The following is a 12160-nucleotide window of genomic DNA, read 5'->3' on the forward strand; positions in this document are numbered from 1 at the left end:
GCTGGGGGCTGGCCGCCGCCGAGGCGGCGCTGGACGGACCGCGCGAGATCGCCGTGGTCGGCCCGGCCGGCGACCCGGCCACCGCCGTGCTGCACCGCACCGCGCTGCTGGCCACCGCGCCCGGCGCGGTGGTGGCCGTGGGCGAGCCGTCGGCGGACGCAAGTGCGGACGGAGGCACGGACGGGAAGACGCCGGCGCTGCTGCGCGGCCGACCGCTGCTGGAGGGCCGCCCGGCCGCGTACGTGTGCCGGCACTTCGTGTGCGACGCCCCCACGGCCGATCCGGAGCGGCTGGCGCGGACGGTGGGGGTGTCCGCCGGGGCGTGAGGCGGTGCGGGCGGCGCCCGCGGACCACCCGTGTGCCGCCCGCGCGTCACCCACGTGGGGAAAAACACGGAGCGCCCGGCCCGGGGTGTCCGTACAGTGGCCGTCATGCAGGTGATCCAGTCGACGAAACTCGCCAATGTCTGCTACGAGATCCGGGGCCCGGTTCTCGAGGAGGCCATGCGGCTGGAGGCGGCGGGTCACCGCATCCTCAAGCTCAACACCGGCAATCCCGCGCCCTTCGGCTTCGAGTGCCCGCCGGAGATCCTCGAGGACATGCTGCGCAACGTCGGGTCGGCACACGGCTACGGCGACGCCAAGGGGCTGCCGGCGGCCCGGCGCGCGGTGATGCAGTACTACCAGACCAAGGGCATCGAGCTGGACGTCGAGGACGTCTACATCGGCAACGGTGTCTCCGAGCTGATCCAGATGTCGATGCAGGCGCTGCTGGACGACGGCGACGAGGTGCTGGTGCCGGCGCCGGACTACCCGCTGTGGACGGCCTCGGTCTCGCTCTCGGGCGGCACCGCCGTGCACTACCGCTGCGACGAGCACTCCGACTGGATGCCGGACCTCGCCGACATCGAGCGCAAGGTGACCGACCGCACCAAGGCGATCGTCGTCATCAACCCCAACAACCCCACCGGCGCCGTCTACGGCGAAGAGGTGCTGCGCGGTCTGACGGACATCGCCCGCCGCCACGGCCTGATCGTCTACTCCGACGAGATCTACGACAAGATCCTCTACGACGGCGCCACCCACACTCCCACCGCCGCCGTCGCCCCCGACCTGCTGACCGTCACCTTCAACGGTCTCTCCAAGTCCTACCGGGTGGCCGGGTACCGCTGCGGCTGGATGGCCGTCTGCGGGCCGAAGACGCACGCCGCCAGCTACATCGAGGGCCTGACGATCCTGGCGAACATGCGGCTGTGCGCCAACATGCCGTCCCAGTACGCGGTGGCCACGGCCCTGGGCGGGCGGCAGTCGGTCAACGATCTGGTGCTGCCGGGCGGGCGGCTGCTGGAGCAGCGCGACACCGCGTACGACCTGCTGACCTCCATCCCGGGCGTGACGTGCGTGAAGCCCAGGGGGGCGCTGTACCTCTTCCCCCGGCTGGATCCGCAGGTCTACCGGATCAAGGACGACCGGCAGATGGTCCTGGACCTGCTGCGGACCGAGAAGATCATGGTCGTCCACGGCACGGGCTTCAACTGGCCGGAGCCGGATCACTTCCGTATCGTCACGCTGCCTCCGGCGCAGGAGCTTGCGGACGCGGTGCAGCGGATCGGGAAGTTCCTGGAGGGCTACGGCCAGCACTGAGGAGCCGCCGGGACAGCGCGGCACCGGGGCGGCGCCGGGCCCTGTCCGCGCCCGGCGGGAGCGGGCGAGGACGCCGGAAAAGTTTCTGCACCCGCCACAACTTTAGACAGAGTCCAAGTTAGGATGGACTCCTGTATCAGCCAGGAGGCCATCCCATGTACGAACCGATTCGCACGCCGTCGGTCCACACCATGGCCGATCGGGCCGGGACCGGGGGACCCCTCCCGCGCCGCTCCCGCGAGGAGGAGCTGGACGACAGGCTCGCCGGTCATCTCACCGCGCTGCTGACCGTGACCGACGAGCTCCGCGCCCACACCCCGGACGCGGAGCTGGACGACGCCGCACAGCGGCTCGACGCCCAGGTCACCCGGTTGTGCGGAGGGCGCGCCCCGCTGCGGGCCGAGCCGTCCGCGGCCGGGGCCGACGCCCCCCGCGTCGCGGCGCTCCACCAGCGGGCCCACACACTCGCCGGGCAGGCCCTGGTCGTGGCCACCTCCCGCTCGGACACGGCGGCCGCCTCCCTGGCCGCCGAGCGGATGGAGACCCACGCCCGGGCGCTCGACCTGACCGAGGTCGGCTGACCGGCGCCGGCCGAGGGCGGGGAGCCCGCCGGGCCCGCGGGCTCTCGGCGTGGCGCTCGGGCGGCCGCCCGCTCAGCCCAGGCGCTCGACCAGGGCGTGGTACTCGTCCCACATCGCCTTCGGGGTGTGGTCGCCGAAGGTGTTCAGGTGCTCGGGGATGAGCGAGGCCTCCTCGCGCCAGGCCTTCTCGTCCACCTTGAGCAGGAACTCCAGGTCCGCCTCGGGAAGCGCCAGGCCGTCGGTGTCCAGGGCGCTCCTGGCCGGGACGATGCCGATGGGCGTCTCGGTGCCCTCCGTCTCGCCGTTCAGGCGGCCGACGATCCACTTGAGCACCCGGCCGTTCTCGCCGAAGCCCGGCCACACGAAGCGGCCGCCCTCGTCCTTGCGGAACCAGTTCACGTAGTAGATCCTCGGCAGCTTCGCCGGGTCCGCCTTGGCGCCGACCTCCAGCCAGTGGCCCATGTAGTCGCCCATGTTGTAGCCGCAGAACGGCAGCATGGCGAACGGGTCGCGGCGCAGCTCGCCGACCCTGCCCTCGGCCGCGGCGGTCTTCTCCGAGGCCACGTTGGCGCCGAGGAAGACGCCGTGCTGCCAGTCGAAGGACTCCGTCACCAGCGGCACCGCGCTGGCGCGGCGTCCGCCGAAGAGGATCGCCGAGATCGGCACGCCCCTGGGGTCCTCCCACTCCGGCGCGATGATCGGGCACTGCGAGGCGGGCACGGTGAAGCGGGCGTTGGGGTGCGCGGCCGGGGTGCCGGAGTCGGGCGTCCAGTCCTCGCCCCGCCAGTCGGTCAGATGGGCCGGGGGCTCCTCGGTCATGCCCTCCCACCACACGTCGCCGTCGTCGGTGAGCGCGACGTTGGTGAAGATCGCGTTGCCCCAGAGGGTCTTCATCGCGTTGGCGTTGGTGTGCTCGCCGGTGCCCGGCGCCACGCCGAAGAAGCCGGCCTCGGGGTTGATCGCGTAGAGGCGGCCGTCCTCGCCGAAGCGCATCCAGGCGATGTCGTCGCCGATCGTCTCGACCGTCCAGCCCGGGATCGTCGGCTCCAGCATCGCCAGGTTGGTCTTGCCGCAGGCGCTGGGGAAGGCGGCGGCGACGTACTTCGACTCACCGCGGGGAGGCGTCAGCTTGAGGATCAGCATGTGCTCGGCGAGCCAGCCCTCGTCGCGCGCCATCACCGAGGCGATGCGCAGCGCGTAGCACTTCTTGCCCAGCAGGGCGTTGCCGCCGTAGCCCGAGCCGTAGGACCAGATCTCGCGGGTCTCGGGGAAGTGGGAGATGTACTTGGTGGGGCTGCACGGCCAGGGGACGTCCTCCCGGCCCGGTCCGAGCGGGGCGCCGACGGTGTGGACCGCCCTGACGAACGCCCCGTCCTCGCCCAGCTCCTCCAGTACGGCGCTGCCCATGCGGGTCATCGTCCGCATGGAGACGGCCACGTAGGCGGAGTCGGTGATCTCCACGCCCAGCGCGGAGAGCGGGGAGCCCAGCGGCCCCATGCAGAAGGGGACGACGTACATCGTCCGGCCGCGCATCGAGCCGCGGAAGATGCCGCCCTCGCCGCCGGACCCGGTGAAGACCTCGCGCATCCTCGCGGGGTCCATCCAGTGGTTGGTGGGGCCCGCGTCCTCCTCCCTCCCGGAGCAGATGAAGGTGCGGTCCTCCACGCGCGCCACGTCGGACGGGTCGGAGGCGGCGTAGTACGAGTTGGGGCGCTTGACCGGGTCGAGCCTGGTGAAGGTGCCCTTCTCGACCAGCTCCTCGCAGAGCCTGTCGTACTCCGCCTCGGAACCGTCGCACCAGACGACGCGGTCGGGCCGGGTGAGAGCCGCGATCTCGTCGACCCAGGCGGCCAGTTCCCGGTGACGGGTGGGGGTGGTGTTGCCGGGAGCCGCAGTACTGCGCGCCACAATCGCTCCAGATGTCGAGGGTTTCATGCGGATACAGCACACGTATCCGTTTTGTTCATCCGTGTTTCAGGATCGGCCCCGTGGGGGCTGCGACCCGGATGCTGCGGCGTTGCTCATCCGGTGCCGACCACGCTCATTTGATATTCCGCCTTCGGGGCGATTCTGTCCAGACGGCCGCATGGTGAGCATGGCCACGCGGCGGTGAAGCCTGCGATCACGTAGGTACGATGAGACGTATGACCGCCGCAGTGCCCGAATCCCCCAGGACCCTGCCCGCCGAGGACCGCGGTGCCCGGGGGGCCGTCCACCCCGGCAAACCCCGCCTGCGGGGGTGGCTGCACGCCGGGATGTTCCCGGCCGTGCTGGTCTCGGGGGTCTTCCTCACCGCTCTGGCGCAGACCCCGCGCGGCCGTCTGGCCTGCGCGGTCTACACGCTGACCGCCTGCCTGCTGTTCGGCGTCAGCGCCCTGTACCACCGCGGGGACTGGGGCCCGCGCGCCAACGCGGTGCTCCGCCGCCTCGACCACGCGAACATCTTCCTGATCATCGCGGGCACCTACACGCCCCTGACGATCCTGCTGGTCCCCGGAGGCCGCGGTCAGTTGCTGCTGTGGGGCGTCTGGGCCGCCGCCGTCGCGGGCATCGCCTTCCGCGTCTTCTGGGTCGGCGCGCCGCGCTGGCTCTACACCCCCTGCTACATCGCGATGGGCTGGGCCGCGGTGTTCTTCCTGCCCGACTTCCTGCGCGCGGGCGGCGTCGCCGTCCTGGTGTGCGTGATCGTGGGCGGCCTCCTCTACAGCGTGGGCGGCCTCGTCTACGGCATCAAGCGGCCCAACCCCTCACCGCGCTGGTTCGGCTTCCACGAGGTCTTCCACTCCCTCACCCTGGCCGCCTTCGCCGTCCACTACGTGGGGATCTCCCTGGTGGCCTACAACGCCTGAGGCCCGGCCCCGGTCCCGTCCTCCGCCCCCGGCGGGCGGTCAGCGGCCGCGCCGCACCGAGCGGCCGGCGAGCACCCCGGTGCGGCGGCCGTCCTCAACGGCGAACCGGCCGCCGACCAGCACGTGCGGGATGCCCCGCGGCGGGGTGCGCGGCGCCTCGAAGGTCGCCCCCGCCGCCACCGTCTCCGGATCGAACAGCACCAGGTCGGCGTGGTACCCCTCGCGGACCAGCCCCCGGTCCGGCAGCCGCAGCCGGGCGGCCGGGCGGCCGGTCAGACGCGCCACGCACCCCTCCAGCGACAGCACGCCCAGTTCGCGCACATAGCGCCCCAGGTAGTGCGGGAAGGCGCCCCACGCCCGCGGATGGGGCCGGCCGCCGACGAGGATGCCGTCGCTTCCGCCGGTGTGGGCCCGGTGCCGCATGATCGCCCGGACGTTCTCCTCGTGCCCGACGTGCTGGAGGACGGTGGTGCCCAGCCGGTCCGCCAGCAGCAGCCGCCGCGCCACCGTGAACGGCTCCTCGCCGCGTTCGGCCGCCGTCCGCGCGATCGTACGGCCCACGTGTCCGGCCAGGGCGGGGTCGGTCACCCCGGAGACCTCCACGGTGTCCCAGTCGACCGGCACCCCGTGGCAGCCGTCCGAGCCCTCGGTCTCCATCGCGTACCGGATCCGGGCGCAGGCCTCCGGGTCACGCAGCCGGGCGAGGGCCGCCCCGGGGCCGCCTTCGGCCGCCCAGCTCGGCAGCAGCGCGGCCAGGGTAGTGCAGCCGGGCAGGTAGGGATAGCTGTCCAGCGTCAGATCCACACCCTCCTCCAGGGCCGCGTCCAGCAGGGCCAGCAGCTCGGGGGCGCGTTTGGCGTTGACGGAGAAGTTCACGGTGGCGTGCGCCAGGTGCAGGGCGCATCCGGAGGCGCGGGCGACCTCGATCATCTGCGCGTACGCATCCAGCGCGCCGGCGCCGTAGGAGCGGTGGTGGGGGCAGTGGTAGCCGCCGTAGGACGCCACCACCCGGCACAGCTCGGTCAGCTCGGAGTCGGGGGCGTACATCCCCGGGGTGTACGTCAGGCCGGACGACATCCCCACCGCGCCCTGCTCCAGGCCCTCGGCCACCAGGCGCCGCATCCGCTCCAGCTCCCCGTCCTCGGCGGGCCGGTCCTCCCAGCCGACCGCCATCGCCCGCACCGTGCCGTGGGGGACGAGATAGGCGGCGTTGACGGCGATGCCGCGGTCGAGCCGGTCCAGGTACTCCCCGACGGTCCGCCAGTCGAAGTCGACGTCCGAGCCGTCGCCGTTCCAGCCGGTGATCGCCTGCCGCACCCGCGCCAGCGTGCGGTCGTCCACCGGCGCGTACGACAGGCCGTCCTGCCCGAGCACCTCCAGGGTCACGCCCTGGGCGACCTTGGCGATGTGGGCGGGGTCGCGCAGCAGCGCCAGATCGCTGTGGGCGTGCATGTCGATGAAGCCGGGCGCGAGGACCAGGCCGTCCGCCTCCAGCACGCGCCGTGCGCCGGGGCGCTGCCCGGGGTCTCCCTCGCGGTGGACCACGGCGATCCGGCCGCCGTCGACGCCGACGTCGGCCCGGCGGGCGGGGGCTGGGGTGCCGTCGGCGACGCGCGCGCCGCGCAGGACGAGTTCCACGGCGGACTCCGGTTCTCGGGGACGGGGTGGGGAGGGCTCAGAAGAACGTGCGGACGAAATCGGTGACGGTGCCGTCGGCCTCGGCGACGGGGATGAGCTGCCACCGGTCGAAGACGGTGCACGGATGCGACAGGCCCAGCGCCACCCAGTCGCCCACCTCCAGCTCCGTGCCCGGCGCGAGGCGGACGAACGCGTGCTGGTCGGCCAGCTTCACCACCTCCATCCCCTCCGCGGCCCGCTCCGCGCCGCCGTCCGTGCGGACGGTCACCGGCTGGGGCAGGCCCAGGTCGTAGGAGGCGTCGCGCTTGCCCGCGTTGAGGAACGCCAGGTGCGGCTCGGGACGGGAGACCACCTGCGCCCACAGCCGGAACGCCGGCAGCAGCGAGCCCTGCCCGGGTACGCGGTTGAACGGGGTCGCGCGCCGGTAGTGGCCGTCGTCGTGCGAGACGTACGCGCCCGAGCGCAGCAGCCTCAGCACCGGGCGCGAGAGTTCCGGCACGCGCCCGAAGACCTCGGCCACCACGTCGAACCAGGCGCTGCCGCCCGCGCTCACCACGATCTCCTCCCCGGGCCCCAGGGCGGCGAAGAGGCCCGCCGCGTCCAGGCCGGCGGCCAGCGCGACCAGTTCCTCCAGCCAGGCCCGCACCCGTCCGGTGTCGGCGTCCGGCACCTCCCCCTCGTAACCGGCGACGCCGACCAGCCGCAGCGAGGCCGCCTCCGCCACCGCCCGCGCCACCCGCACCGCCTCACCGGCCGTGCGCACACCGGTACGGCCGCCCGCCACGCCCAGCTCGACGACGACGTCGAGGGGACGCGGGGCGGGGGAGGCACCGGGGGCCGGTGCCAGGGCGGCGTCCATCAGCTCAACGCCGCGCACCGAGTCCACGTAGCAGACGACCGACACCTCCGGGTCCGCCGCCAGCTCCGCGGCGATCCAGCGCAGCGCGGCGGCGTCCACCACCTCGTTGGCCAGGAAGACCCGCCGCACCCCGAAGGCCCGGCACACGCGCGCCTGGGAGGGCACCGCGACCGTGATGCCCCAGGCGCCGTGGTCGAGCTGGCGCCTGAAGAGCCGGGGGGACATCGACGTCTTGCCGTGCGGGGCGAAGGCGAGGCCGTGCCGGGCGGCGAAGGCGCCCAGCTGCCGCAGATTGTGCTCCAGCGCCCCGGCGGCCAGCGTCAGCACCGGGGTGGTGAAGCCGCCGGTGAACAGGGAGCGCCGCTGGGCCGCCAGCGCGCCCACGGTCAGTCCCGCCGCGTTCGGGGGCAGCCCCTTGAAGCGGTGGTCGACGACCTCGCCGGCGAGACGGGCGACGGGGTCCGCGGGCCCGGGTCCCCCGGTGTGCCGGAGGCGCTCTGGGTGCTCGGGGTGATCTGGTTGCTCGGCGTGCTCGTCGGCCATGGTGAACTCCGGACTCCGGGGCGGCCCCGGAAGGGTGATTGCGATATGCGCAACGCTTATTGCGCATAGTGCTCATCGCTGTCTAGCATCCCCGCGAACGCCCGGTCAACGGACGGCCGGGACGGAAGCGGGGAGGGGGCGATCGTGACAGTGCCTCCCGGGACCTCCGCACCCGCCGCGGCCCACGGCCCCCACGCCGGGCCCCCCTTCGACGTGGTCTGCCTGGGGGAGACCATGGCGGCCTTCCGGCCCGCCGGCCCCGGCCGGCTCGCCGACTCCCCGGTCTTCGTCCGCGGCGTCGGCGGCGCCGAGTCCAACACCGCCTGCCTGCTCGCCCGCGCCGGGCACCGGGTCCGCTGGATCGGGCGTGTGGGCACGGACGGCTTCGGCGACCACGTACTGGCCGAGATCGCCGCCCGCGGGGTGGACGTCTCCGCGGTGCGCCGCGACCCCGACCGCCCCACCGGCGTCTACTTCCGTACCGGTGGCGAGCGCTCCACCACCGGCGAGCGGCCCGCCGATCCGGCCCAGGCCGAGGTGCTCTACCACCGAGCCGGATCGGCCGCCTCCGCGATGTCCCCGGCCACCGTCGACCGAGCCGCCGCCCACTGCGGCCGGATCCTGCACCTCAGCGGCATCACGGCGGCCCTGTCCGACGGCTGCCAGGCACTGCTGCGCGAGCTGACCGCCCCCCGGCCCGGAAGGCCGCTGCTGTCCTTCGACGTCAACTACCGGGTGGGGCTGTGGAAGAGGCGGGACCCGGCCGTCCTGCTCGACCTCGCGCGCCGCTGCGACCTGGTCTTCACCGGCGCGGACGAGGCGCGGGCGGTCTGGGGCGCGGCGGACCCCGCCGCCCTGCGCGAGCTGCTGCCGGAGCCGTCCGTGCTCGTCGTCAAGGACGGTGCCCGGGGCGCGACGGCCCACACCTCCTCGGGCTCCTGCCACGTGCCCGCCCTGTCCGTGGAGACGGCCGACCCCGTCGGCGCCGGGGACGCCTTCGCCGCCGGGTTCCTCTCCGCCACGCTGCGCGGACTGCCTCCGCGGGCGCGGCTGCGGCACGGCCATCTGGCCGCCGCCGCCGCGCTCACCTGCCCGGGCGACCTCGCCGAGCCGCCCGGCCGGGCCCTGGCCGACCGGCTGGCCGCGCTCGACGACGCCGCCTGGGGCAGACTGCGGCTCACCCCCGGCTGGACCACACGGAAGGCGTGAGACAGATGAGCCAGACCGTCGGCCGGGCGCTGAGCATCCTCCCCCTGCTCGCGCGCGGGCCGGCAGGCCTCGAGCAGGTCGCCCGGCACCTGGACGTCCACAAGTCCACCGCCCTGCGGCTGCTGCGCACCCTGCACGAGCACGGCATGGTCCACCGCCAGGCCGACCAGCGCTACCGCCTGGGAGCGCGGCTGATCGCGCTGGCCCAGGAGGCCGTGGAGAACATCGACGTGCGCGCCGTCGCCCACCCGTACCTGGCCGAGCTGAACGAGGCGTGCGGCCACACCGTCCACCTGGCGGTGCGGCAGGAGGACGAGGTCCTCTACATCGACAAGGTCGAGAGCCGCTACCCGGTGCGGATGTACTCGCGCATCGGCGGACCGGTGGCGGTCACCGTCGCCGCGGTCGCCAAGGTCATCCTCGCCGACCTGCCCGAGGCCGAGCGGCGCGCGCTCGCCGGACGCCTGGACTACCCGCGCCACACGCCCCGCTCCACACCGGGCCCGGACGCCTTCCTGAGGGAACTGGCCCGGGTGCGCGAACAGGGCTGGGCCACCGACCTCGGCGGCCACGAGGAGACGGTCAACTGCGTCGCGGCCCCCGTACGCGGCGCGGACGGCCGGGTCGCCGCCGCGCTGTCGGTCTCCGCCCCCGCGGCCGTGGCGGGCCCGGACGAGCTCATGCGCCTGCTGCCCCTGGTACGGCGTACGGCCGACGCCGCCGGCGCCGAGTACTCGGGCAGGCCCCCCGCCTCCTGACCCCGTGAGCCCACGCGAAACCCCGTGAAACCCCGCCTCACCCGGAAGGACGACCGTGAGCGACACCCCCGCGAAGAACCGCGCCGGCACCCCCGTCAGGACCGCGTTCACCCCGCCGACCCACACCGTCCCGCCCGCCCGCTTCTCGCACGGCGTGCGCAAGGGGAACATCCTCCAGGTGGCCGGACAGGTCGGCTTCCTGCCCGCCGTCCCCGGGCAGCCGCCCACCCCGGCGGGCCCGTCCCTGCGCGAGCAGACCCTCCAGACCCTCGCCAACGTGGAGGCGGTCCTGAGGGAGGGCGGTGCGAGCTGGGAGGACGTGGTGATGGTCCGCGTCTATCTCACCGACACCGGCCACTTCGCCGAGTTCAACGAGATCTACGACGAGTACCTCGCCGGCCCGGCGGGGCCCGCCGGGCCGGCGGCGGCGCGGACGACCGTCTACGTCGGCCTGCCCGCCGGGCTGCTGGTCGAGATCGACGCCATGGCCGTCGTGGACTGAGGTCCGGCGGCCCGCCCGGGGCTCGCGCGTTCGCGTGCGCCAATGCGCCCTCTTGTGCCGTCCGGCGGCGCGCTGTTGTATGCGCCACGCCGGTCACGGGGACGAGAGCGGAGGTCGTACATGGCCAGTACGGGTGAGAAGGGCGCGGCGGACGGCGCGGAACGGTCCGGGAACGGAGCGGGGACCGCCGCGGAGAGTGCCGCGGCCCCTCCCGGGCGGAAGGCGAGCTGGCGGCTGGTCGGCCCCGGCATCGTGGTGGCGGCCACCGGCGTCGGCGCCGGAGACCTGGTGGCCACCCTCGTGGCCGGCAGCAGGTTCGGCTACACACTGCTGTGGGCGGCCGTCATCGGCTGCCTGGTGAAGATCGCGCTGGCGGAGGCCACCGGCCGCTGGCATCTGGCCACCGGACGGACGATCTTCGACGGCTGGCGCAGCCTGGGAGCGTGGACCACCGTCTACTTCGCTGTCTACGTCACCGTGTGGGGCTTCGTCTACGGAGCCGCCGCCATGTCCTCCAGCGCGCTTCCGCTGGTCGCCCTCTTCCCGGGCGTCCTGGAACTGAAGACCTGGGCGGTCCTGTGCGGGCTGGCGGGTCTGGCGTTCGTCTGGTTCAACCGCTACGCGATCGTCGAGAAGACCATGATGGTCTTCGTCGGCGTGATGTTCGTGGTCGTCCTCTACGTGGCGGTCCGCGTCACGCCGCACCTCGGCGACGCCGTCGCCGGACTGCTGCCGGTGCTGCCGGACGGCTCGCTGCTCTACACCCTCGGCCTGGTCGGCGGCGTCGGCGGGACGATCACCATGGCCGCGTACGGCTACTGGGTCAACGCCAAGGGCTGGACCGACAGCGGCTGGATGCGGATGATGCGCCTGGACAACCGGGTCGCCTATCTGACCACCGGCGTCTTCGTGGTGGCGATGCTGGTCGTCGGCGCCGAGCTGCTGCACGCGGCCGGCACCGCCGTCGGCTCCGGCGACCGGGGGCTGCTGGACCTGGGCCGGATCCTGGAGGACCGCTTCGGGGCCGTCACCGCCAAGCTCTTCCTGATCGGCTTCCTCGCCGCCTCCTTCTCCTCCCTCGTGGGCGTCTGGCACGGCGTCAGCCTGCTGTTCGCCGACTTCGTGGAGCGTACGCGCGCGGCACGGGCGCAGGGCGCCGGCGGCGAGCCCCCCGTCATCGAGGTCGCGCGGGGACAGCGCGAGCGCTCCCGGCCGTTCCGCGGCTACCTGCTGTGGCTGACGTTCCCGCCGATGGGCCTGCTGTGGCTGGACCAGCCCTTCGGGCTGGTCATCGCCTACGGCGTGCTGGGCGCCTTCTTCATGCCCTTCCTCGCCGGGACGCTGCTGTGGCTGCTCAACTCCGGACGCACCCCCCGCCAGTGGCGCAACGGACCGTTGAGCAACGCGATGCTGGCGGCGGCCGGGCTGCTCTTCGTCGTGCTGTGCGTCCAGCAGGTGCGCGAACTGCCCTGGTGACCGTTCCCGCACGGTGCCCGGAGAGTGCCCGTGCGGGAACGGCGCGGGGGGCCGGGCCGGCGCGGCCCGGGGCGGGGGCCGGCCCCGCCGTTGGGCCGGGGG

10 protein-coding genes and 1 pseudogene are annotated in these 12160 nt (G+C 73.8%); 8 read left to right on the forward strand and 3 right to left on the reverse strand.

Going from position 1 to position 12160, the window contains the following annotated elements; all coding sequences use genetic code 11:
- From AC2CJA_RS17420 to AC2CJA_RS17430, 3 genes and pseudogenes are all read left to right on the forward strand, one after another.
- Positions 1 to 326: pseudogene (locus tag AC2CJA_RS17420) on the forward strand (hypothetical protein); the annotation flags it as partial.
- A 105-nt stretch (positions 327 to 431) separates the two neighbouring features.
- Positions 432 to 1643 carry a pyridoxal phosphate-dependent aminotransferase gene (locus tag AC2CJA_RS17425; RefSeq protein WP_484603615.1) on the forward strand — a complete coding sequence of 404 codons (1212 nt, stop codon included), beginning with the start codon at positions 432 to 434 and terminating at the stop codon, positions 1641 to 1643.
- Between the two features lie 155 nt (positions 1644 to 1798).
- Positions 1799 to 2224, forward strand: coding sequence for an SCO4983 family protein (locus tag AC2CJA_RS17430; RefSeq protein WP_484603616.1), 426 nt, complete (start codon positions 1799 to 1801; stop codon positions 2222 to 2224).
- A 72-nt stretch (positions 2225 to 2296) separates the two neighbouring features.
- On the opposite strand, the gene AC2CJA_RS17435 is transcribed toward AC2CJA_RS17430, so the two are convergent.
- On the reverse strand, positions 2297 to 4132 hold the full coding sequence (locus AC2CJA_RS17435) for a phosphoenolpyruvate carboxykinase (GTP) (protein ID WP_484603617.1): 1836 nt from the start codon (positions 4130 to 4132) through the stop codon (positions 2297 to 2299).
- Between the two features lie 236 nt (positions 4133 to 4368).
- On the opposite strand from AC2CJA_RS17435, the gene trhA reads away from it, so the two are divergent.
- Entirely contained in the window at positions 4369 to 5073 is a 705-nt protein-coding gene (gene trhA, locus AC2CJA_RS17440) for a PAQR family membrane homeostasis protein TrhA (protein WP_484603618.1), read from the forward strand.
- A 39-nt stretch (positions 5074 to 5112) separates the two neighbouring features.
- On the opposite strand, the gene AC2CJA_RS17445 is transcribed toward trhA, so the two are convergent.
- Entirely contained in the window at positions 5113 to 6711 is a 1599-nt protein-coding gene (locus AC2CJA_RS17445; protein ID WP_484603619.1) for an N-acyl-D-amino-acid deacylase family protein, read from the reverse strand.
- Positions 6712 to 6748: 37 nt separating this feature from the next.
- Complete coding sequence (locus AC2CJA_RS17450; RefSeq protein WP_484603620.1) at positions 6749 to 8113, reverse strand: alanine racemase; 1365 nt, start codon at positions 8111 to 8113, stop codon at positions 6749 to 6751.
- 150 nt (positions 8114 to 8263) lie between these two features.
- Between AC2CJA_RS17450 and AC2CJA_RS17455 the strand changes: the two genes are divergently transcribed.
- From AC2CJA_RS17455 to AC2CJA_RS17470, 4 genes are all read left to right on the forward strand, one after another.
- Positions 8264 to 9322: a sugar kinase gene (locus AC2CJA_RS17455; protein WP_484603624.1), complete on the forward strand. Its 1059-nt coding sequence runs from the start codon at positions 8264 to 8266 to the stop codon at positions 9320 to 9322.
- A 5-nt stretch (positions 9323 to 9327) separates the two neighbouring features.
- Positions 9328 to 10080 (forward strand): IclR family transcriptional regulator, encoded by a 753-nt coding sequence (locus tag AC2CJA_RS17460; protein ID WP_484603621.1) that lies wholly within the window; start codon positions 9328 to 9330, stop codon positions 10078 to 10080.
- A 55-nt stretch (positions 10081 to 10135) separates the two neighbouring features.
- Positions 10136 to 10582, forward strand: coding sequence for a RidA family protein (locus AC2CJA_RS17465; protein WP_484603622.1), 447 nt, complete (start codon positions 10136 to 10138; stop codon positions 10580 to 10582).
- Between the two features lie 120 nt (positions 10583 to 10702).
- A complete protein-coding gene (locus tag AC2CJA_RS17470; RefSeq protein WP_484603623.1) occupies positions 10703 to 12058 on the forward strand; it encodes an Nramp family divalent metal transporter in 1356 nt (451 codons plus the stop codon).
- The last annotated feature ends 102 nt before the right edge of the window (positions 12059 to 12160 follow it).

The sequence above is a fragment of the Streptomyces sp. ATLC9 genome (genome assembly GCF_057196705.1).

Coding starts and splice junctions, on each gene's coding strand:
- AC2CJA_RS17425 (WP_484603615.1), top strand. CDS start 432: ATGCAGGTGATCCAGTCGACGAAACTCGCCAATGTCTGCTACGAGATC.
- AC2CJA_RS17430 (WP_484603616.1), top strand. CDS start 1,799: ATGTACGAACCGATTCGCACGCCGTCGGTCCACACCATGGCCGATCGG.
- trhA (WP_484603618.1), top strand. CDS start 4,369: ATGACCGCCGCAGTGCCCGAATCCCCCAGGACCCTGCCCGCCGAGGAC.
- AC2CJA_RS17450 (WP_484603620.1), bottom strand. CDS start 8,113: ATGGCCGACGAGCACGCCGAGCAACCAGATCACCCCGAGCACCCAGAG.
- AC2CJA_RS17460 (WP_484603621.1), top strand. CDS start 9,328: ATGAGCCAGACCGTCGGCCGGGCGCTGAGCATCCTCCCCCTGCTCGCG.
- AC2CJA_RS17470 (WP_484603623.1), top strand. CDS start 10,703: ATGGCCAGTACGGGTGAGAAGGGCGCGGCGGACGGCGCGGAACGGTCC.